Origin of the sequence: Burkholderia sp. R-40 (assembly GCF_049942845.1) — a bacterium.
GTDB classification, from domain to species: domain Bacteria; phylum Pseudomonadota; class Gammaproteobacteria; order Burkholderiales; family Burkholderiaceae; genus Burkholderia; species Burkholderia ambifaria.
On sequence record NZ_CP187968.1, the window covers coordinates 2,324,746 to 2,346,144 of the forward strand.

A 21,399-nucleotide genomic window follows, 5' to 3' on the forward strand; every position below is an offset into this window, starting at 1 on the left:
GGCACGCGGATTGCGCGCCCCCCGCTTCCATTCAATCGACATCAGCGGAGGTGTCATGCAGCGATATTCCATTCGTTACGTATCGCGAGCCGTCTTCGCCGGCATCCTGATCGCCGGCCTGGCGGCGGGTGCGGGCTGTCAGAAGAAGAGCGAGACCGACACCGGCACCGGTGCGAGTTCGAGCGCCACGGGCGGCATGGCGCCGGCGCCGTCCACCGCGCCGTCGGGCATGCCGAGCAGCGGCACGGCCGGCAGCGGCGTCGACGCGGCGAGCATGCCGGGCGCGGCATCCGCGCCGGCGGGCGCGAGCGGCGGCTGACACGCGACAGCGGGCGTCGTCCGGCCCTGCCGCGGCGACGTGCCGGCTCGGCACGTGCGTCGCACGGCGCACGCGTGCGACGCCCTGCGCGTGAAAGATTTGCAAGGACCGTTGTAGTGATTCCCGGACCGGCGCCGCTCGTATCACGCCGGCGCACGCCGTCCGGAACAGGAGGTGCGATGCAGAACGCGGAATCGAATTCAACCCCCGAAAAGCAGCGCGAACAGATCGCGAAGAGCCCGGTGAAGACGCCGGCGGCCGGCGACATGCCCGATGCGTCGACCCAGGCCGCGGAAGTGGCGAAGCGGCCGCTGACGCCCGAGACGGTCGCGGCGAAAATGCCGACCGGCCTGCCGCCGATCGACGTCGATGCCCATGCGGTCGACAGCGGCGACCCGGTGCGGCGCGCCGCCGGCCGGATCGTCACGCTCGACAACGCGAACATGGCGAGGACCGACAACACGGTCGACGTGGACGGCAAGGGCCTGGAGGCTGCCGCCGGCGCGACCGAGTGGCACGACAACGTGATTTACTCGAATGCGTCGCTCGACGACGCTGTCATCACGCCCGACGAAGGGCTCGGCGGCATCGAGAGCCGGCCGGGCGGCAATGTGCCATTGATCGGGACGCGGCCGGGCTGGCGCGTCCGGTATGTCGGCGACGTGGAGGTGGAGGTCCAGCATGGCGTCGGCGCGCGGGCCGAACATGTGATCTGTTTCGAGCGGATCGGCTGACGTTGCGATCGTTGCTTCGGCGGACCGCCAGGAGGCGGTCCGCCGTGAGCTTACCGCATGCCCTTATTGCGGGCCGAGTTCCTGCGCGGACGTGTCCGCATCGTTGCCTTGCGCAACGAGCACGTGAACGTCGTTGGGTATCACGTCGCTAATGCCGCCGGCCGGAATCGTCAGCAGCAGCCAGTCGGCGTTGTTGTTGAGCGCGACGGGCGGGGTCTTCAGGATCGGCGTCTTGCTGCCTGCCGTCGTGACGATCACCTGGTACGTGCCGCCGTTCAGATAGACGGAATCCTGTCCGGATGCCGGCACCGCATTCTGGTAGGCCGCACCGGCCAGCGTCGGGCTTTGTGCCGTGATGTCGGTGCCCGGAGGGACCACGTAGACGTCGACGTTCTGCGCGTTCGGCGACGCATTGAAGCTACGCACGCGCGCCTTGTCGGACAGCAGCTTCTTGTCGAAGGGATCGTCGATCAGCGAAATTGCCGACGACGTGCTCGGCAATGCAATGGTCGTGTAGTGATGACCGTTCGCCGCGCTGAACGACTGCGACGCGATGGTCCTGGTCGTTCCCGATACGTCGTAGCTGGCGGTCTGCGTGCCGGAGTCGATGTCGTGATAGCGGGTCACGCCCTTGTAGGCGATGCCTGACGCGTCGACTTTCGCGTTCAGGTAGTAGTCGAGATTCGGGCCGGCCGGCACTGCGTTGATGAAACGTGCCTGCGGTTTGGAGATGCCGAGTTCGGTGCCGACGTCGTCGCCGCCGCCGCATGCCGCGAGTACGGAAATGACCGAGCACAGGGCCACTATCGTTCGAATGGATTTCATTATCGTCCTCTCGTTCAGGGAATCTGCTTGCGATGCGACGCCGCCGCACGAAGAGAGTCGTGCGGGGCGCAGCGCCGATTGAGCAAGGATTGCCGTCCGCCGGGGCGGCGGGCGCCTTGATGTCGCAAGGGATGTGCCTGCACGGTTTTGGAGCGCGGTGGCGTCGGTGCGGCGCTTGTTGTGCGGCGGTTGCGCGGCGTGCGGATGCAGTTGCATGCCGGGCGTGATTGCCCGGGCGGGCGGCGCCGTGCTTGTAAAAAACGGCAGCTTGGCGGCGCAACCTGCGGATGCTGGCGTCGACGCGTGTTTGACGGAAAAGCGTTTGGCGCGCGGTGGCCCGAAACCGAGGGCGGCGATCGGGAAAAGCGACACACCGGCCAACGCCGAGCGCCCCAGGCGCCGTAAAACTTGCCGCCAGCGGCACATAGTTTAACCATTCGAAACAATGTGTTCACTCAAAAGGGCATGATCTCCGGCGATCGGGCAGGCATACTGTCGCCTATATTGCTCAATGCCGTCGAACCGACGTGCGCTTGCCCCCCATGCCCATTCCCGACCCTTTTCGATCCCTCCGATGGTTGACCATCGCGGCTGCTTCATGCTTGCTCGCCGCCTGTTCGACCGCTTCCGACGTGACCACGACGTCGAACCCGAATGTCTTCACCGTGACGACCCGCACGCTCGGCGTGTCGACGACGTGGGCCGACGCCCATGAAAAAGCGGTCAGCGAAGCGACCAACTACTGCACGCAGCGCGGCATGCGCGCGAGCCTGCGGCAAGAGCAGCTGACCGCCGGCCGCCGCGTCGACGCGCGCTCCGAACTTGCGTTCGAGTGCCACCCGACCTTCGAGACCGCGTCGAACCCGCGCGGGTAAGCGCCGCACCGCCCGTGCGGCTCCCAATGTGAAACGACCCGCGATGCCGTTGGCGGGCATCGCGGGTCGGCACACGTCCGGCGATCGCGTTACGCGGGTTTTGCCTCGTACAGCTTCACGCACGCGGAGAAGTCGAGCGCGCCGAGCCCCTGCTGGCTCATCGATTGATAGAGCTGCTGCGCGAGCGCACCCATCCACACCGGCTGCCGTGCGCTGCGCGCGGCTTCGGTCGCGAGCCCGAGATCCTTCAGCATCAGGTTCGCGGCGAAACCGCCGGCATAGCCGCGCGCGGCGGGCGCCGCGTCGTTCACGCCCGGGTACGGGTTGTACGTATCCGAGCTCCAGCAGCGGCCGGTCGACGTGTTGATGATGCCGGCCAGCACGGCCGGATCGATGCCGAGCGCGGCGCCGAGCGCCATCGCTTCCGACACGCCCATCATCGAGATCCCGAGCAGCAGGTTGTTGCAGATCTTCGCGATCTGCCCGGTGCCCGTGCCGCCGCAATGCACGACGTTCTTCCCCATGTCGAGCAGCACCGGACGAATGCGCTCGAACAGCGCGGCCGGCGCGCCGACCATGAAGGTCAGCGTGCCGGCTTGCGCGCCGCCGGTGCCGCCCGACACGGGTGCGTCGGCCAGCGGAAAGTCGCGCTGCGCGGCGGCGTCGGCCACCGCGCGCACGGTGTCCGGGTCGATCGTGCTGCAGTCGACGAAGGTTGCGCCGGCGCGCGCGCCGGCCAGCACGCCGTCGTCGCCGAGATAGACCGCGCGCACGTGCTGCGCGGCCGGCAGCATCGTGATGACCAGCGACGCGCGTGCGGCCGCGTCACGCGGCGACGCGGCGGCCGTCGCGCCCGCACGCACCGCGGCGTCGACCGCGTTTGCGTCGAGGTCGAACACCGTCAGCGCGTGGCCGGCCTTGAGCAGGTTGGCGGCCATCGGGCCGCCCATGTTGCCGAGTCCGATGAATGCGATTTCCATGTGCGGGCTCCAGCTCAGCGCAGCGCGATCGTCGTGTTCACGCCGCCGGCCGTCGCGTCGTCGTCGAACCAGCGCGCGGTGACCGTCTTCGTCTGCGTGTAGAACTGCACGACCTGCTTGCCGTACGGGCCGAGATCGCCGAGCTTCGAGCCGCGCGAGCCGGTGAAGCTGAAGTAGGGCACCGGCACCGGGATCGGAATGTTGATGCCGACCTGGCCGACGTCGATCTCGCTCTGGAACTTGCGCGCGGCCGCGCCGCTCTGCGTGAACAGGCCGACGCCATTGCCCATCGGGTTCGCGTTGACGAGCGCGATCGCGTCGTCGAGCGTGTCGGCTTCGAGCACGACCACCACCGGCCCGAAGATTTCTTCCTGATAGATCGACATGTCGGTCGTCACGCCCGAGAAGATCGTCGGGCCGACGAAGTTGCCCTGCTCGTAGCCGGGCACCTTCACGTCGCGGCCGTCGAGCAACAGCGTCGCGCCTTCCTTCACGCCGGCGTCGATCAGCGACAGGACGCGCGCCTTCGCCGCCTTCGACACGACCGGCCCGACATCCGTGCCGGCTTCGGCGCCCGCGTTCACCTTCAGCGCCTTCGCCTTTTCGACCAGATCGGGCAGCCAGTCGCGCGCGCGGCCGACCAGCACGACGACCGAGGTCGCCATGCAGCGCTGGCCCGCCGCGCCGAAGCCCGCGCCGACGAGCGCGTTGATCGCCTGCTCGCGGTGCGCATCGGGTAGCACGACCGCATGGTTCTTCGCGCCCATCATCGACTGCACGCGCTTGCCGTGCTGGCTGCCGAGGTTGTACACGTGCGTGCCGACGCGGGTCGAGCCGACGAACGAGATCGCCTTGATGTCCGGGTGCGTGCAGAGACGGTCGACCACCGTCTTGCCGCCGTGCACGACGTTCAGCACGCCCTGCGGCACGCCGGCCTCGATCGCGAGTTCGACGAGCTGCATCGTCGACAGCGGGTCCTGTTCGGACGGCTTCAGCACGAACGTGTTGCCGCACACGATCGCCATCGGGAACATCCACAGCGGGATCATCGCGGGGAAGTTGAACGGCGTGATGCCCGCGCACACGCCGATCGGCTGGCGCAGCGTGTAGGTGTCGACGCCGCCCGCGACGTTCTCCGCGAACTCGCCTTGCTGCAGCGTGCCGATCGAGCATGCGTGCTCGACCACTTCGAGGCCGCGGAAGATGTCGCCCTGCGCGTCGGGCAGCGTCTTGCCTTGCTCGGCCGTCAGCGTGTGCGCGATCCGTTCGAGATTGCGGCGCACCAGGTCCTGGAATTTCAGCATGATGCGCAGCCGCGCGCCGATCGGCGTCGTCTTCCAGGTCTGGAACGCGCGCTGCGCGGACGCGATCGCGGCATCGACCTCGTCGAGCGTCGCGTACGGCACGCGGCCGATCACTTCCTGCGTCGCGGGGTTGACGATGTCGCCCCATTCGGCGCTTTGCGAATCGACGAACGCGCCGTCGATCAGCAGCTTGGCGGTGGGCAGGGCGAGGGTGGTCTGGGGAACTGCGGCGTTCATGGAATTCTCCGGGAAACGATGGTGCGAGGAAAAACGGTGGCCCGCGTCCGTCGCGCGTGCAGCCGCGGCGGACGACAGGTCGAACAGGAATCGGGTCAATGCGGGCGGTGTTTCGATGCGCTCACGCGCGTGCCGGACGCATCAGCGCGGTACACGCGAGCGCGAACACGCCGAAGCCCACGAGGTACGCGATCACGTAGTGCGGCTGGCCGCCGCCGGCCTTGAGCAGTGACGTCGCGATCATCGGCGCGAAGCCGCCGCCGATCACGCCGGCGAGCTGCACCGACAGAGAGATGCCGCTGTAGCGGATTTCCGCCGGGAACTGCTGCGCGAACAGCAGCGCCTCCGGCGCATAAAGAATCGGGAACACGACGCCGAGGCCGAGCACGATTGCCCACCATGCGGTCGACGTCTGCTGCGTGCCGAGCATCATGAAGAACGGCGCGGCGAACGCGCACATCAGCACGAGGCCGATCGCGAACATCCGGCGCTGGCCGATGCGGTCGCTGAGATGCCCGCATAGCGGCATCGTGACGAGCGACAGCGCCGCGCCGGCCGTGATCGCGTGCAGCATCTCGGCCTTCGGCAGATGCAGCTGCTGCGTCGCATACGCGAGGGCGAACGTGACGACCATGTAGAACCAGGTGTTCTCGGCGGCGCGCGCGCCGACGATCGTCAGCACTTCGCGCGGATGGCGGCGCAGCGCGGCCGTCACCGGCGACTTCTCCGCCTTGCCCTGACGCTGCATCTTCTCGAAGTCCGGCGACTCCGGCACCTTCGCGCGGATGAACCAGCCGAGGCCGACCAGCGCGATGCTCGCGAGGAACGGCACGCGCCAGCCCCACGACAGCATGTCGGCGTCCGGCAGCGCGGCCACCGCGGCCATCGCGACCGACGACAGGATCAGCCCGAGCCCGACGCCCGTCTGCGGCAGGCTGCCGAACAGCCCCTTGCGGCCCTTCGGCGCATGCTCGACGGCCATCAGCACCGCGCCGCCCCATTCGCCGCCGACCGCCATCCCCTGCAGGAAGCGCATCGCGATCAGCAGCGCGGCGGCCCAGTAGCCGATGCTGTCGTACGACGGGATCAGCCCGATGATCATGCTCGGCACGCCCATCAGCAGCAGCGTGATCATCAGCATCGACTTGCGCCCGATGCGGTCGCCGAAGTGGCCGAACACGATGCCGCCCATCGGCCGCCCGATGAAGCCGACCGCGAACGTGCCGAACGCGGCGAGCGTGCCGACGACGGGGTCCAGCGACGGAAAGAAGATGCGGTTGAATACGAGCGCGGCGGCGGTGCCGTAGAGGAAGAAGTCGTACCACTCGATCGTCGTGCCGGCCATGCTGGCCCAGCCGGCCAGCAGGTAATGCCGCGCGGTGCGGGCGGGCGCCGGCGTCGCGACGCTTGCATGCTCATCGAGGGTGGATCGGGTCTGCATGGTGTCTCCGTATTGGATGCCCGCGGCTCATGGTCCGCAGGTCACGGTCGAGTATAGTTATGCGCTGATCCATGATGTACCGACAAGAAAACCGGTTGGATATGCATTTCTGCATATCGACGGCCGGCCTGGAGACGCCTGCCGATGCGACACACCCCCGAGCCGGTTTCCGGCAACCTGAACTGGGACGACCTGCGCTTCTTCCTCGAAGTCGCGCGCACGCAGCGCGCGAGCGGCGCGGCGAAGCGGCTCGGCGTCGACTACACGACCGTCGCGCGGCGCATTCGCGCGCTCGAGGCCGCGATGGGCACGCTGCTGTTCGACAAGTCGCGCTCCGGCGGCTTCACGCTGACGGCCGAGGGGCAGCGGCTCGTCGCGTATGCGGATGCGATGGAGACGACCGTGCAATCCGCGTGCGACCAGGTCGCGAACACCGGCGGCGCGCTGTCGGGCCACGTGCGGATCGGGTCGACCGAAGGGTTTGGCTGCTTCTTTCTTGCGCCGCAGCTCGCGCGGTTTCGCGTCGCGCATCCGCATGTGACGGTCGATCTGCTGCCCGTCCCGCATTTCGTCAACCTGCCGAAGCGCGAGGCCGATCTGGCGATCACGCTCGAGCGGCCCGAACGCGGGCCTTACGTGGTCACGAAGCTGTGCGACTACCAGTTGCGGCTCTACGCGACGCGCGACTATCTGGCGAACCATGCGCCGATCACCTGCACCGACGATCTCGCGCGGCATGCGTTCGTCAGCTACGTCGACGATCTCGCGTTCAGCAGCGAGCTGCTGTATCTGGAGCGGGCGGTGCCCGGCGCGACGGCCGGGTTGCGCACGACGAGCGTGATCGCGCAGGTGTTCGCGGCGCTGCAGGGCGGCGCGCTCGCGATCCTGCCGTGCTTCATGGCGGCCACGCAGCCGGCGCTGGTGCCGGTGCTGCCGGACGACGTGGTGGTCACGCGGTGCTTCTGGCTGACCTGTCGCGAGGATCTGCGCAAGCTGCGGCGGGTGACGGCGCTGTGGGATTACCTGCGCGCGGCGGCGGATGCGAACCGGGCGTTGCTGATGGGGGAGGCGGGGGTGTTGCGGTTTGTCGGGGAGAACTCGGACGGCACGCCGTGAGCGAATCAATGCGTCACGGGCGTCCCGTCCCGTGTCGATCGATGGATTTCGCGCCGCGTACCGGTTTGACATAGTGGCTTCGCGGGGCGGGCGCGCATCTGGCGTCCCGGCGTCCCGCATGTCCTGTCATCCGGAGGTGTGCAATGAAGAAGAAAACAGCAATCCTGATCGTCGCGGCGAATACCGATCCGACGGGGCTCGCGGTCGGGCAGATCATCACCGGCAGCGGCAGCATGGGCCGCGTCAGCATGAAGATCACGAGCGTGAAGCAACAGACCGCGTTTGCCAACCAGCCCTTCGTGCTTGAAGTCGCGACACGCGAGCCGACGTGGTTCGACGACGCCAATCCGATCACGACGATCAGCTACAACAACGAACGCAACCGGGCCGAAGTGACGACCTGCACGTTTACGTCGTGACCGCCCGTTCGGGCGCGCGTGGGCGTCAACCCGGACACCCGAGCCGGTCCGCGAGTTCGTTCAGATCCCTGACGTCGAAGTCCCACGCGTCGTCCGCTTGCAGGTCGGTCGTCTGGTTCGGCCCGTGTTCGGTCGGCCGCAGCACGAACGCGGTCGCCAGCCCGAATTGCCGCGCGGCGGCGAGATCGCCGTTGTGCGCGGCGACCAGGCACACCTCGGCCGGCGCGACGCCGAGAATCTCGACCGCATCGGTATAGACCTTCGGCGACGGCTTGTACGCGTGCGCGACTTCCGCGCCGAGAATCGCGTCCCACGGCAGGCCGCCGTGCTTCGCGACGTCGATCATCAGCCGGATGTTGCCGTTCGACAGCGGCGCGATCACGTAGCGCTGCTTCAGCCGCTGCAGCGCCGCGACGGAATCGGGCCACGGATCGAGCCGGTGCCACGCGAGGTTGAGCGCGTCGATCTCGTCATCGGGCGCGCCGTCGATGCCGTAGCGGTCGAGGGTGCGCACGAGGTTCTCGCGATGCAGCACGTCGAGTCGCACGTAGCGCCTGCGTCCGCTGCGGATTTCTTCCATCGACGGCGAATATTCGCGCCGCCACGCGTCGGCGAATTCGAACGGGTCGAGATCCGCCGCATGGCGCGCCAGGAACGCGGCGGCTTCGCGCGCGACACCGTTTCTCCAGTCGACGATCGTTCCGAACACGTCGAAAACGAGCGCCTTGATGTCGGCAGGGTTCGTCATGGTGATCCAGTGAAGGTCGGTCGATGAGGGTACGCATCGCCGTGCCGCGCGGATTGCGCGGCGCCGGTTCGATCGACATTGAATCACGGATACGGAAAGGCGGTCTGGCAGGTCGTCATGCGCAACCGCCCGGCAGCGTGGCGCGCGATTTGCTTTCCGCCGTCAATGCCACTTTCTGATCCGCACCTGCACCGTCCCGTCGCGAATCGGCATCACGTCCGGGCTGTCGTCGTCGAGTTCGCTTGCAATCAGGTCGTTCCGGCGGCCGTTCATCGCGACCAGCAGTTCGCAATCTGTCGGTTCGTTGTCGAAGCAACGGGGCGTATCCTTCATGCGCTGCAGCAACCTTTCGGCGAACCGGTGGCCAACCGAGCGTAACCCCTGATGAAAGGGGTGCGCCGATTGTCACGGATTGGTGTTAAATGTACTTTGGTGCGCGTTCCGGCGCGCGCCCATGGGGACGCATCGGGTTCACGTAAACCCGGAGCGATAAACGGCACGCAGGACCGCTAACGAATCGGGCGCATCAGAACCCGATCGAACTGACGGCAGGATTCACTTGAATACCGAACCGCAAAGTTCTCGATACAGTCTCGGCCTCGCGGCGGAAGTCCTCGCGTCCGAGCAAAGCGTGCTGAGGCTGATCACGCGCAACACACCGCTGCCGGAACTGCTCGTCGAGGTCTGCCGGCGCGCCGAGGCGCTGCTCGGCGAAGGCGCGTCGTGCACGATCCTGCTGCTCGACGCGGACGGCGTGCATGTGCACGTCGGCGCCGCGCCGTCGCTGCCGGCCCAGTACAGCGCCGCGATCGAAGGCGCAACGATCGGGCCCGCCGCGGGCTCGTGCGGCACCGCGATGTACGAGCGCCGGATGATCGCCGTCGAAGACATCGAAACCGATCCGTTGTGGGCCGACTATCGGGCGTTCGCGCTGCCGCTCGGCCTGCGCGCGTGCTGGTCGGTGCCGTTCCTGGACGAGACGGGCACCGTGCTCGGCGCGTTCGCCGTCTATCACCGCGCGCCGCGGCGGCCCAGCGACACGGAAACCGACCTGCTGCGCGATATCGGCAACAGCGTCGGCCTCGCGGTGCACCAGGACTCGATCGCTCGCCAGCTCGTGCACAGCGAGGAGCAACACCGTCTGGTCGTCAACAGCCTGAACGAAGGGATCCTCATGTTGTCGCCCGACGGCGTGGTGATCGCGAGCAATCCGAGCGCGAATCGGATGATGCGCGTGAAGGGCGAGCTCGTCGGGCGCCGGCTGTCGAGCGTGATCCTGTACAAGCTGCGCGAGGACGGCACGCCGATCGCGCCCGACGATTGGCCGAGCCGGCTCGCGTTCACCACGGCCACGCCGCTGCTCGACTACTCGGTCGGCTTCGGGCTCGCGGACGGCGACATCATCTGGGTGCGCGGCAACGCGGTGCCGATCGTGAAGCCGGGCGAGACGCGGCCCGAGTCGGTGCTCGTGTCGTTTCACGACATCGGCCCCGTGCGCGAAGCGCAGCAGCAACTGCGCTACCTGGCGACGCGCGACGCGCTCACGGGCCTCTACAACCGGCGCTGGCTCTCCGAGCGGATGCGCGAGCTGTTCGGCACGCACGATGCGGCGGCCGGGCCCGCGCGCGTCGCGATCCTGTTCATCGATCTCGTCGGATTCAAGAAGGTCAACGACACGGCCGGCCACGACGCCGGCGACGCGCTGCTGCGCAGCGTCGCGGCGCGCCTCGCGGCCTGCGCAGACGGGCGCCATGCGCTCACGCGCGTCGGCGGCGACGAGTTCGTGATCCTCGTCGACCAATGCGACGATCCCGACGAACTGTCCGCGCTCGCGCGCGAGGTGATCGACACGATCGCGAAACCGTTCGCGATCGCGAACAACGAGTACTGGCTCGGCGTGTCGATCGGGATCAGCGTCGCGCCGCGCGACGGCGACGATGCGGTCACGCTGATGCGCAACGCCGACTCCGCGATGTACGACGCGAAGCAGCGCGGCCGCAACCACTTCACGTTCTTCACCGCGCAACTGAATCTGCGCCTGCAGCGCCGCTTCGCGATCGAGCAGTCGCTGCGCCGCGCGATTTCGTCGGACGCGCTGCGGCTCGCCTACCAGCCGGTCGTCGACGCGCGCAGCGGCCGCACCGTCGGCGCCGAAGCGCTGCTGCGCTGGACCAGCCCCGAGCTGGGGCCGATGTCGCCGACGGAATTCATTCCGGTCGCGGAAGACACGGGGCTGATCGTGGCGATCGGCCAGTGGGTGCTCGAAACGGCCTGCCGGCAGGCCGCCGAATGGCGGCGCACGATCGCGCCCGACCTGATGCTGGCGGTCAACCTGTCGCCGCGGCAGTTCCACGAGGGCCTCGTCGAGTCGGTCGGCCGCTGCCTCGCGCAGACGCAGCTCGACCCGGGCGCGCTCGAGCTGGAGATTACCGAAGGACTGCTGATGAACGACACGGACACCGTGCTGCCGATGCTCGAGGCGCTCACGGACATGAACGTGCGGATCTCGGTCGACGATTTCGGCACCGGCTATTCGTCGCTCGCGTACCTGAAGCGGTTTCCGCTGCATAACCTGAAGGTCGACCGTTCGTTCGTGTCGGGCGTGCCCGATCATCGCGACTCGGTCGCGATCACGCAGGCCGTCGTCGCGATGGCGCATTCGCTCGGGATGAAGGTCACCGCGGAAGGCGTCGAGACCGAGGCGCAGTCGTGGTTCCTGCAGCAGATCGGCTGCGACATGCAGCAGGGCTACCTGTTCGGCCGGCCGCTCGATCCGGCCGACTACGCGCGCCGGCTCGTCACCATATAGGCGCTCAAGCGAAACCGCCGCCGGGAGGACGCGCGGGCGGCGCATCGATTTCCACGCGATTCTTGCCGTCGTGCTTCGCGCGATACAGCGCGCGATCGGCCGCCTCGATCAGCGACGTCGTCGGCACGCCGGCGGCCGGCACGATGCTCGCGCCGCCGATGCTGATCGTCACGTAGCGGCCCGTCGACGAGTGCGCGTGTTCGAGCCGCAGCCCCTCGATCGCGAGGCGGATCTTCTCGCCGAGCAGCCGCGCGGCGCCCGGCGACGTGGCCGGCATCACGACCGCGAACTCCTCGCCGCCGAACCGCGCGGCGAGATCGCCGGACTGCCCGAGACAGCGCTCGATGGTCGACGCGACCTGCTTGAGCACGCTGTCGCCCGATACGTGGCCGTACGTGTCGTTGTACAGCTTGAAGTTGTCGACGTCGATCATCAGCAGTGACAGCTCGCTGCGCTCGCGCGCGCCGCGCCGCCATTCGGCCGCCAGATATTCGTCGAGATAGCGCCGGTTCGACAGCCCGGTCAGGCCGTCCGAATGCGTGAGGCGCCGCAGTTCGAGATTGGCCTCGAGCAGTTGCTGCTGCGATTGCCGCAGCGCGCGATAAGCCTCGTCGCGTTGCAGCAGGCTCATGTACGAGCGCGAGTGATAGCGGATCCGCGCGACCAGCTCGATGCGGTCGGGCAGTTTCACGAGGTAGTCGTTCGCGCCGGCCGCGAACGCGGCGCTCTTCACCACCGGCTCTTCCTGCGTCGACAGCACGATGATCGGCACGTCGCGCATCGCGGGATTCGCGCGATACGCCTTCACGAGGGTGAGCCCGTCGGTGCCGGGCATCACGAGATCCTGCAGGATCACCGTCGGCCGCGTCTCGATCGCGGTCGCCAGCGCGTCGTCCGAGCGCGGGCAGTAGTGGAAGTCGATGCCGTCCTCGTCGACGAGCGCGCGCCGGATGGCTTCCGCGACGATCGTCTGGTCGTCGACCAGGAGGACCATCGCGGGGGCGTCGGCGTGCGGCGTGGGGCCGGCGTCGAACGCCGCGTGCAGGCCGCCGGGCGGGCGGGAAAGGTCGCTGGTCATGATGGATGCCGGGTTGCGCCCTGGCCGCGTGGGGTGTGACGGAAGTTCATCGGGCTCAGATCCGCGCGAGGGCCGCCAGCTCGCCCGCGATGCGCTCGAGCGGCAGGATCGCGCGTGCCGCGCCGAGCGTCGCGGCCGCTTTCGGCATCCCGTAGACGGCGCTGGTCGCCTCGTCCTGCGCGATCGTGTGGTAGCCCTTCATGCGCAGTGCCTTCAGGCCGATCGCGCCGTCGCGTCCCATGCCGGTCAGCAGCACGCCGATCACGCGGCCCGGCCAGTGCTCGGTCAGGCTGTTGAAGAACACGTCGACCGACGGCCGGTACGGCGTGGCGGCCGGTTCGCGTGTGTATTCCAGCGTGCCGGCGCGCGTGATGCGCAGGTGATCGTCGGTCGCCGCGAGCAGCGCGACGCCCGGCTGCGGGCGGTCGCCTTCGCACGCGACGCGCACGGTCAGCGGCGTCTGGCCGTCGAGCCATTGCGCCATCCCTTCGGCGAACGCGCGATCGACGTGCTGGACGATCACGATCGGCGCGCTGAAGTTGGCCGGCAAGCCGCCGAGAATCGACGCGAGCGCGCCGGGGCCGCCGGCGGACGCGCCGATCGCGATCAGCGGGCCGCCGCTCGCGCGCGTGGTCGTGCCGGCCGTGCGGACACCGCCGGGCGCGTCGAGCAGCCGGCCGATCTGGTCGATTTTCGCGAGCAGGAGTCGGGCGGTGTCGCCGGCCGCGCCTTCGCCGAGGCGGGGCGTGTCGACCGCGTCGAGCGCGCCGGCGCCCATCGCTTCGAACACGCGCCACGCGTTCGCGCCGATGCAACTCGTCACGATCAGGATCGCGCATGGGCGGTCGGAGCGCATGATCCGCCGCGTCGCCTCGATCCCGTCGCACTTCGGCATGATCAGGTCCATCAGCACGACGTCGGGCGGTTGCGCGGCGCACATGTCGACGGCCTGCGCGCCGTCGGTCGCGACCCACAGCACGCGATGCTCGGGCCGGCGCGCGATCGCACGGCGCATCGCCTCGACGGCAAGCGGGAGGTCGTTGACGATGCCGATGTTCACAAGCGGGATACTCCGGTCGGTTCGTAGTGTTGGAGGTGGGCCGGGTTCATGGAAGGCGGTGTCGGGTCGGCGCGGCCGAACGGTATCGGCGGGCGGACGGCACGGAATTCTTTTCGATTGGCAACGCCCCGCATGCTGTCATGCGGCGCGAACGGCGGCAATCGAAAAAATTGCGCATTGCGCCGTTCTGACCCTTTCCTCTAGGGAGGGCGGGCATTTTTGGCGTCCGGGCCACGGGAAAACGGCGGTCGCGAGGACTGGGGTGGGGGCATCGGATCGACAACTCGAGAGCGGGCATGCGTTGTCTACCGCAAGTTTGCGGCCGATGCCGACGCCGACGCGGTGGGCGTACTGCGCGACGCCGCCGCGCGCCGAAGACGCGCGGCCGCGCCGTCAATGGCTGCGCGCGTACCCCTGGATCAGCGCGCGCATCATCCCTTCGATGGTCGCGTCGAGCAGGTCGGCTTCCTGCTCGGATTCTTCCACGAGCGCGGCATAGGCGGTCGCGAGCGTCACGCGGTCGACTTCATGGCGTTGTTCCATCAGCGTCACCATCCCGTCCTTCGCCAGATGAGCGGAGAACTCACGGCTGCCGATGGTCTGGAATACGTCAATCATGGCGGCTCTCCCCAACGTTGCCAATGCCTTCCAGTGTAGTCGGCGTACCGGCGCTCCGCCATGCGCGGCGGGAGCAGGGCGCGCGGCGCGGGCCGTTCCGGTCGGCACCTCTGAAAACACCGCCGCCACACCGCTGGCGCACCGTCGTACCAGTTTCAACGTTTACCCGAAGCACCAAATTGTCGACTTTTTATCGATAAAGTCTCGTGCTAGATTTTGCGACCTGAAACCGGTCGAAACCGGGCGGGGCGGCGCATCTCCACGGCGTCGCGCATTCATCACAAGGAGGAGCAATGCTGGTGCTGATTGGGGTGCCGATCGTCGTGATCGGTTTCGCGCTGCGCTTCAACGCGCTGCTGGTGGTCACGATCGCGGGCCTCGCGACGGGGCTGGCGGGCGGGATGAATCTTGTCGACATCGTCAGCGCGTTCGGCAAGGCGTTCACCGACAACCGCTACATGGGGCTGATCTGGCTGACGCTGCCGGTGATCGCGCTGCTCGAGCGCAATGGCCTGAAAGAGCAGGCGAAGCGGATGATCTCGCGCGTGCAGGCGGCGACCACCGGCCGCGTGCTGATGCTGTATTTCGTGCTGCGCCAGGTGACCGCGGCGCTCGGCCTCACGTCGCTCGGCGGGCACGCGCAGATGGTGCGGCCGCTGATCGCGCCGATGGCCGAGGCCGCCGCCGTCAGCCAGCACGGCGAGCTGCCCGAGTCGGTGCGCCAGCAGATCCGCGCGCACGCGTCGGCCGCCGACAACGTCGCCGTGTTCTTCGGCGAGGACATCTTCATCGCGATCCAGTCGATCCTGCTGATCAAGGGCTTTCTCGAACAGAACGGGATCGCGATCGAGCCGCTGCACCTGTCGGTCTGGGCGATCCCGACCGCGATCGCCGCGCTGCTGATCCACTGCACGCGGCTCGCGCTGCTCGACCGCCGGCTGTCGCGCGGCTTCGGCGCCTTCGGGCGGGAGGGCGCGCGATGATCGGCCTCGAACCGCTCTATACGCTCGCCGGGCTGATGTTCGCCGCGTTCGCATGCTTCAACCTGATGGACCGCACGAACCCGCGTCGCGTGTTCAATTTCGCGTTCTGGGCGATCTACGCGCTCACGTTCCTGTTCGGCGCGCTGCTGCCGCACTTCGTGATGGGCTGCCTCGCGATCGCGCTCGCGCTGATCGCGGGCTCGGGCAAGCTCGGCCGCGGCAAGTCGGACGAAGCCGGCGACGCGGCGGCCGCGCGGCGCGACGCGAAGGCGCTGCGCTTCGGCAACAGGCTGTTCCTGCCGGCGCTGCTGATTCCCGTCGTCACGCTGATCGGTACGTTCGCGCTGAAGCTCGTGCCGTTCGTCGATCCGAAGAGCGTGACGCTGATCTCGCTCGTGCTCGGCACGCTCGTCGCGTTCGCCGTCGCGCTCGCGATGCTGCGCGATTCGCCGGTGCACGCGCTGAAGGAGGCGCGCCACACGATGGACGCGGTCGGCTGGGCCGCGATCCTGCCGCAGATGCTCGCGGCGCTCGGCGCGCTGTTCGCGGTCGCGGGCGTCGGCGGCGTGGTGTCGGGGCTCGTCAAGGACTGGGTGCCGATCGACTCGCCGTTCGCCGTCGTCGCCGCCTACACGGTCGGCATGGCGCTGTTCACGATGATCATGGGCAACGGGTTCGCCGCGTTCCCCGTGATGACGGCCGGCATCGGCCTGCCGCTGATCGTCCATCAATTTCACGGCAACCCGGCGATCCTCGGCGCGATCGGGATGCTGAGCGGCTTCTGCGGTACGCTGATGACGCCGATGGCCGCGAACTTCAACATCGTGCCCGCGGCACTGCTCGAACTGAAGGACAAGAACGGCGTGATCAAGGCGCAGTGGCCGACCGCCGTGCTGCTGCTGGCCGTGAATACGCTGCTGATGTACGCGTTCGTATTCCGCTTCTGAGGAGATGCCCTTGACCGACCGACTGACTCCCGAACTCGCATCGAAATTCGCGTCGCTCGCGCTCGCGCACCTGACCCGCGAATATCCGAACAAGCTCACGCATTCGCTCGAGGGCCCGCACGACGTGCAGGGGCCGCGCGGGCTGCACCCGATCTTCTACGGCAGCTACGACTGGCATTCGTGCGTGCACGGCTACTGGCTTTTGCTGCGCTTGCTCGAACGCTATCCGGCGCTGCCGGAGGCCGAGCGGATCATCGCCGTCGTCGACGCGCATTTCACCGACGCGAATGTTGCCGGCGAACGCGCATACCTCGCGCTGCCGCACAACAGCGGCTTCGAGCGGCCTTACGGATGGGCGTGGCTGCTGGCGCTCTCAGCGCAACTGGAGCGGCTCGCGCTGAAGGGCGTGGTGCCGCAGGCCGCCCGCTGGGCGAAGACGATGGCGCCGCTCACCGACCTGTTCGTCGCGCGCTTCGAGACCTTCCTGCCGAAGGCGACCTATCCGCTGCGCGTCGGCACGCACTTCAACACCGCGTTTGCGCTCGCGCTCACGCTCGACTTCGCGCGCGCGACGCAGCGCGACGGGCTCGCGGCGCTGATCGTCGATACGGCGAAACGCTGGCACCTGGGCGATGTCGCATGCCAGGCATGGGAGCCGTCGGGCGACGAGTTCCTGTCGCCCGCGCTGATGGAGGCGGAACTGATGCGGCGCGTGCTGCCGGCCGGCGAATTCGACGGCTGGTTCGCGCGTTTCCTGCCCGATCTCGCGCGCGGCGAGCCGGCGACGCTGTTCGTGCCGGCGACGGTCAGCGACCGCAGCGACGGCAAGATCGCGCATCTGGACGGGTTGAACCTGAGCCGTGCGTGGTGTCAGCGCTCGCTTGCCGGCGCGCTGCCGGAAGGCGATGCGCGGCGCGCGAAGCTGCTCGATGCGGCCGACCGGCATCTCGCGAGCGCGCTCGCGCACGTGGCCGGCGACTACATGGGCGAGCACTGGCTCGCGACGTTCGCGCTGCTGGCGCTCGACGCGTAGTCGCTTCGACGGGGATTGCTGCGCCGGCTTTGCATCCGGCGCAACACCACTTTCCATCGGCCGAGCGGCGCAACCCGGCGGCGAATCGATACACTGCCGCACCGGTTGCACGGGCCCCGGCAATCAGGCCCGACGAAGGAGACAGCACAAGATGGACACCCAACGCGCAGCGGTCGTCACGTACCGCGGCAATGCGATCGAGAACACGCACGTCGCCGATGTGGCGGTGGTGGATGCCGGCGGCAAGCTGCTGTTCAGGCTCGGCGATCCGTTCCGGACGACGCTCGCGCGCTCGGCGGCGAAGCCGGCGCAGGCGCTGTCCGTGATCGAGACAGGCGCGCCGGAGCGGTTCGGTTTCGACGACGCGGACATCGCGCTGATGTGCGCGTCGCACAGCAGCGAGGAGCGGCACATCGCGCGCACGCGGACGATGCTGGCGAAGGTCGACGCGCACGAGTCGGATTTGCGCTGCGGCGGCCATGCGCCGCTGTCGGACGCGGTGTACCGCTCGTGGATCAAGCGCGACTACACGCCGACCGGCGTGTGCAGCAACTGCTCGGGCAAGCACGTCGGGATGCTGGGCGGCGCGCGGGCGATCGGCGCCGCGATCGCCGACTACCATCTGCCGGAGCATCCGATGCAGGTGCGCGTGAAGCAGGTGGTCGCCAACGCGTGCGGCCTGCGCGACGACGAGGTCGACTGGGCGATCGACGGCTGCAACCTGCCGACGCCGGCGTTCCCGCTCGACCGCCTCGCGCGTCTTTACGCATCGCTGGCCGACGGCGCGGATACGGTGGACGCCGGTGCGGCGACGACCGATCGCGAGCGCGCGCTGGCGCGCATTCATCATGCGATGACGGCCCATCCGGAGCTGGTCGCCGGCGAAGGGCGCTACTGCACGGTGCTGATGGAAGCGTTCGAAGGGCAGATCGTCGGCAAGCTCGGCGCGGATGCGTGCTACGGGATCGGCGTACGCGCGTCGGCGCGCACGCGGGAACTCGGCGCCGACGGCGCGCTCGGCATCTCGGTGAAGATCGAGGACGGCAACATCGACGTGCTGTACATGATGGTCAGCGAACTGCTCGAACGGTTGCGCATCGGCACGGACGCGCAGCGCGCGCGGCTCGCCGCGTTCCATCGGCCGCGGATGCTGAATACGCAAGGCGTCGAGATCGGGCACGCGACATTCCCGTTCGAATTGCAGGCTGCGTGAAGGTAGGTAACGCTTCGATACGTCGAGGTCGCATGCGGGCGTTGCGTACGATGCGTGCGGCCTCAGCGCCTGCCTGCTGACCGGCGCGGCCGCCACACTAAGCGCCCGCGTCGCGAATCTTCATCAGCTCGACTTCCGACAGCTCGCCGATATGCGCGAGCTGGTCCGCGAGAAAGTCCTTCAGCACGCGCAACTTCGCCGAGCTGCGCCGGTTCGCCAGATACGCGATGTAGATGTGCTCGCCCGTCAGCTTGTTGTGCAGCCGATAGCGCGGCAGCACGGCTTCAAGCCGGCCGCTCGCGAGCAGGTCGCGCACCAGCCAGATCTCGAACTCGGCGATGCCGAGCCCGGCGCAGGTCGCCTCCAGCAGCAGCTCCGAATGATCGGTGACGAGATTGCCGGCCGGCAGCACGCTGTGCCGCGCGTCGCCGCGCACGAGTTCCCAGCGCGGATCGCCTTCGGGATGCACATAGCGCAGGCAGTTGTGATGCAGCAGGTCGTCGGGCGTCGCGGGCCGCCCGCAGCGGTCGAGATAGCCGGGCGTCGCGCACAGGATGCTGTCGTTGCGCGACAGGCGGTGGACGACCAGGTTGTCCAGATAGTTCTCGCCTTCGTGGATGTCGAGATCGTAACCGCCGGCCACGAGGTCGTTGTGGTTGTCGGTGAGCCGCACGTCGAGCTGGATCGTCGGGTAACGCGCGAGAAACGGCGCGATGAGCGGCGCGAGATGGCGGCGGCCGAACGCGACCGGGGCGGTGAGCTTCAGCGGGCCGCTCGGCTGCGCATTGAGCTCGGCGACGACGCGCAGCGTGTCGTCGAGATCGGCGATCAGCGTGACCGCGCGCTCCAGGTAGATGTGGCCGGCCTCGGTCAGCGTCACGCTGTGCGTCGAGCGATGCAGCAGCGCGACGCCCAACGCCTCTTCGATCGCCGTGATCTTGCGCGCGACGGTGGACGTCGACACGTGCATCTCCTTCGCGACCGCGGAAAAGCTCCCCATTTCGACCACACGCACGAACGCGCGCATCGCGCCCAGGTGATCGAGGCCGGTGTCTCTCGCCATGGCTTTCATTCGTCTCTCATTGTTGCGTCCCACGCAAAACCGCTTTCGATAATACATAAGCGAGCTTCTTTATGCAAAGGCATAGAATGCGATCCCGTCGTCCCGGGAAGCGGCGAGCGCAGCCGGTTTCCGGTGGAGGCACGGGACAATTCTGGAGGGGACACCATGACGGCAAACGGCTTTCGCGTCGAAGCAGATCTTTTAGGGAAACGAAGCATTCCGAACGAGGTGTACTACGGCGTCCACACGCTGCGCGCCAAGGAAAACTTCGACATTTCGGGGCGCACGATCGCGTCGCTGCCGTACTTCGTCATGGCGCTCGCGGCCGTGAAGGAGGCCGCCGCCGACGCGAATTGCGAGCTCGGCCTCCTGCCGGCCGCGTATCGCGACGCGATCGCCGCGGCGTGCGTCGAGATCCGCGAAGGCCGGCTGCATGACCAGTTCGTGGTCGACATCATCCAGGGCGGCGCCGGCACGTCGACCAACATGAACGCGAACGAGGTGATCTGCAACCGCGCGCTCGAAATCATGGGGCATGCGCGCGGCCAGTACGAATACCTGCATCCCAACGAACACGTCAATCTCGCGCAGAGCACCAACGACGTCTATCCGACCGCGATCCGCGTCGCGACCTGCTTCGCGGTCGAGCATCTGCTCGAGGCGATGGCGCGCCTGCGCGATGCGTTCGCGGAGAAGGCCGACGCGTTCTCGGATCTCCTGAAGCTCGGCCGCACGCAGTTGCAGGACGCCGTGCCGATGACGCTCGGCCAGGAGTTCTCGACCTACGCGGTGATGGTGACGGAAGACATCGCGCGCCTGCAGGAAGCCGGCTGGCTGATGCGCGAAATCAATCTCGGCGCGACCGCGATCGGCACCGGCATCACCGCGCATCCGCAGTACGCGGAGAAGGCGCTGGCCGCGCTGCGCCGCATCACCGGCCTGGACCTGAGCACCGCGCCGAACCTGATCGAGGCGACGCAGGACTGCGGCGCGTTCGTGCAGATTTCCGGCGTGCTCAAGCGCATCGCGGTCAAGCTGTCGAAAATCTGCAACGACCTGCGGCTGCTGTCGAGCGGCCCGCGCGCCGGGTTCGGCGAGATCAACCTGCCGCCGGTGCAGGCTGGTTCGTCGATCATGCCGGGCAAGGTGAACCCGGTGATTCCGGAGGTCGTGAACCAGGTCGCGTTCGAAGTGTTCGGCAACGACCTGACGGTGACCTTCGCCGCCGAGGCCGGCCAGCTTCAGCTCAACGCGTTCGAGCCGGTGATCGCGAGCGCGCTGTTCCGCAGCTTCAGCCACCTGACGGCCGCCTGCACGACGCTCGCGGGCCGCTGCGTGAGCGGGATCACCGCGAACCCCGAGCGGCTGCGCGACACGATGGAGCGATCGGTCGCGCTCGCGACCGCGCTGAACCCGTACATCGGCTACAAGCGCGCGACGGCCGTGGCCGCCGAGGCGCACGCGAGCGGCAAGTCGATCCGCGAAGTCGTGCTCGAGCGCGCGCTGATGACCGCCGCGCAACTGGACGAAGCGCTGCAGCCCGAAGCGCTGATCCGTCCGCGCGCGTACTGATTCCGGCCGCGCGGCGCCGGCGCAT

The 21,399-nt window shown here is 68.1% G+C and carries 21 protein-coding genes; 11 read left to right on the forward strand and 10 right to left on the reverse strand.

From position 1 onward, the window contains the following. Nucleotides 1-55: 55 nt before the first annotated feature. Together ACP26O_RS26815 and ACP26O_RS26820 are read left to right on the forward strand one after the other, a co-directional pair. Entirely contained in the window at nt 56-319 is a 264-nt protein-coding gene (locus ACP26O_RS26815) for a hypothetical protein (RefSeq protein ID WP_082089639.1), read from the forward strand. 179 nt (nt 320-498) lie between these two features. After that, the gene (locus ACP26O_RS26820; protein ID WP_175659477.1) at nt 499-1,053 is read left to right on the forward strand and encodes a DUF3005 domain-containing protein; all 555 of its coding nucleotides are present in this window, start codon (nt 499-501) and stop codon (nt 1,051-1,053) included. 63 nt (nt 1,054-1,116) lie between these two features. On the opposite strand, the gene ACP26O_RS26825 is transcribed toward ACP26O_RS26820, so the two are convergent. Continuing rightward, complete coding sequence (locus ACP26O_RS26825) at nt 1,117-1,878, reverse strand: DUF4397 domain-containing protein (RefSeq protein WP_105831737.1); 762 nt, start codon at nt 1,876-1,878, stop codon at nt 1,117-1,119. A gap of 542 nt (nt 1,879-2,420) precedes the next feature. Here ACP26O_RS26825 and ACP26O_RS26830 point away from each other — a divergent pair. Further along, the gene (locus ACP26O_RS26830) at nt 2,421-2,753 is read left to right on the forward strand and encodes a hypothetical protein (RefSeq protein WP_105831736.1); all 333 of its coding nucleotides are present in this window, start codon (nt 2,421-2,423) and stop codon (nt 2,751-2,753) included. A gap of 89 nt (nt 2,754-2,842) precedes the next feature. Here the strand turns inward: ACP26O_RS26830 and mmsB are convergent, their stop codons facing one another. The 3 genes from mmsB to ACP26O_RS26845 form a co-directional block, all read right to left on the reverse strand. Further along, nucleotides 2,843-3,733 carry a 3-hydroxyisobutyrate dehydrogenase gene (gene mmsB / locus ACP26O_RS26835; protein WP_165752853.1) on the reverse strand — a complete coding sequence of 297 codons (891 nt, stop codon included), beginning with the start codon at nt 3,731-3,733 and terminating at the stop codon, nt 2,843-2,845. A 14-nt stretch (nt 3,734-3,747) separates the two neighbouring features. After that, a complete protein-coding gene (locus ACP26O_RS26840; RefSeq protein WP_012365774.1) occupies nt 3,748-5,274 on the reverse strand; it encodes a CoA-acylating methylmalonate-semialdehyde dehydrogenase in 1,527 nt (508 codons plus the stop codon). 121 nt (nt 5,275-5,395) lie between these two features. Then, nucleotides 5,396-6,715 carry an MFS transporter gene (locus ACP26O_RS26845; protein WP_175662993.1) on the reverse strand — a complete coding sequence of 440 codons (1,320 nt, stop codon included), beginning with the start codon at nt 6,713-6,715 and terminating at the stop codon, nt 5,396-5,398. Nucleotides 6,716-6,859: 144 nt separating this feature from the next. On the opposite strand from ACP26O_RS26845, the gene ACP26O_RS26850 reads away from it, so the two are divergent. Together ACP26O_RS26850 and ACP26O_RS26855 are read left to right on the forward strand one after the other, a co-directional pair. Next, nucleotides 6,860-7,831, forward strand: a complete 972-nt coding sequence (locus ACP26O_RS26850) for a LysR family transcriptional regulator (protein WP_175662992.1) — start codon at nt 6,860-6,862, stop codon at nt 7,829-7,831. A gap of 143 nt (nt 7,832-7,974) precedes the next feature. After that, a complete protein-coding gene (locus ACP26O_RS26855) occupies nt 7,975-8,250 on the forward strand; it encodes a hypothetical protein (protein WP_175662991.1) in 276 nt (91 codons plus the stop codon). Nucleotides 8,251-8,275: 25 nt separating this feature from the next. Here the strand turns inward: ACP26O_RS26855 and ACP26O_RS26860 are convergent, their stop codons facing one another. Both ACP26O_RS26860 and ACP26O_RS26865 read right to left on the reverse strand, forming a co-directional pair. Further along, a complete protein-coding gene (locus ACP26O_RS26860) occupies nt 8,276-8,998 on the reverse strand; it encodes a haloacid dehalogenase type II (RefSeq protein WP_175662990.1) in 723 nt (240 codons plus the stop codon). Nucleotides 8,999-9,160: 162 nt separating this feature from the next. Then, a complete protein-coding gene (locus ACP26O_RS26865) occupies nt 9,161-9,331 on the reverse strand; it encodes a hypothetical protein (RefSeq protein ID WP_175662748.1) in 171 nt (56 codons plus the stop codon). Nucleotides 9,332-9,557: 226 nt separating this feature from the next. Here ACP26O_RS26865 and ACP26O_RS26870 point away from each other — a divergent pair, with 226 nt between their 5' ends. Further along, the gene (locus ACP26O_RS26870; RefSeq protein WP_175662989.1) at nt 9,558-11,807 is read left to right on the forward strand and encodes a putative bifunctional diguanylate cyclase/phosphodiesterase; all 2,250 of its coding nucleotides are present in this window, start codon (nt 9,558-9,560) and stop codon (nt 11,805-11,807) included. 4 nt (nt 11,808-11,811) lie between these two features. Here ACP26O_RS26870 and ACP26O_RS26875 read toward each other — a convergent pair whose 3' ends face one another. From ACP26O_RS26875 to ACP26O_RS26885, 3 genes are all read right to left on the reverse strand, one after another. Continuing rightward, nucleotides 11,812-12,885, reverse strand: a complete 1,074-nt coding sequence (locus ACP26O_RS26875) for a diguanylate cyclase domain-containing protein (protein ID WP_175662988.1) — start codon at nt 12,883-12,885, stop codon at nt 11,812-11,814. A 55-nt stretch (nt 12,886-12,940) separates the two neighbouring features. Further along, complete coding sequence (locus ACP26O_RS26880; RefSeq protein ID WP_175662987.1) at nt 12,941-13,945, reverse strand: chemotaxis response regulator protein-glutamate methylesterase; 1,005 nt, start codon at nt 13,943-13,945, stop codon at nt 12,941-12,943. 393 nt (nt 13,946-14,338) lie between these two features. After that, entirely contained in the window at nt 14,339-14,563 is a 225-nt protein-coding gene (locus ACP26O_RS26885) for a hypothetical protein (protein ID WP_175662986.1), read from the reverse strand. A gap of 293 nt (nt 14,564-14,856) precedes the next feature. Here ACP26O_RS26885 and ACP26O_RS26890 point away from each other — a divergent pair, with 293 nt between their 5' ends. The 4 genes from ACP26O_RS26890 (at nt 14,857) to ACP26O_RS26905 (ending at nt 18,739) form a co-directional block, all read left to right on the forward strand. Then, nucleotides 14,857-15,546, forward strand: a complete 690-nt coding sequence (locus ACP26O_RS26890; protein WP_006750127.1) for a DUF969 domain-containing protein — start codon at nt 14,857-14,859, stop codon at nt 15,544-15,546. Continuing rightward, nucleotides 15,543-16,493 carry a DUF979 domain-containing protein gene (locus tag ACP26O_RS26895; RefSeq protein WP_011658478.1) on the forward strand — a complete coding sequence of 317 codons (951 nt, stop codon included), beginning with the start codon at nt 15,543-15,545 and terminating at the stop codon, nt 16,491-16,493. Before ACP26O_RS26890 ends, ACP26O_RS26895 begins: the two co-directional genes overlap by 4 nt. Nucleotides 16,494-16,503: 10 nt before the next feature. After that, on the forward strand, nt 16,504-17,526 hold the full coding sequence (locus ACP26O_RS26900) for a DUF2891 domain-containing protein (RefSeq protein WP_175662985.1): 1,023 nt from the start codon (nt 16,504-16,506) through the stop codon (nt 17,524-17,526). 151 nt (nt 17,527-17,677) lie between these two features. Next, on the forward strand, nt 17,678-18,739 hold the full coding sequence (locus ACP26O_RS26905) for an asparaginase (protein ID WP_175662984.1): 1,062 nt from the start codon (nt 17,678-17,680) through the stop codon (nt 18,737-18,739). 97 nt (nt 18,740-18,836) lie between these two features. Here ACP26O_RS26905 and ACP26O_RS26910 read toward each other — a convergent pair whose 3' ends face one another. Next, nucleotides 18,837-19,811, reverse strand: a complete 975-nt coding sequence (locus tag ACP26O_RS26910) for a LysR family transcriptional regulator (protein ID WP_041491429.1) — start codon at nt 19,809-19,811, stop codon at nt 18,837-18,839. Between the two features lie 156 nt (nt 19,812-19,967). Here ACP26O_RS26910 and aspA point away from each other — a divergent pair, with 156 nt between their 5' ends. After that, the gene (gene aspA, locus ACP26O_RS26915; protein WP_175662983.1) at nt 19,968-21,374 is read left to right on the forward strand and encodes an aspartate ammonia-lyase; all 1,407 of its coding nucleotides are present in this window, start codon (nt 19,968-19,970) and stop codon (nt 21,372-21,374) included. Nucleotides 21,375-21,399: the final 25 nt, after the last annotated feature.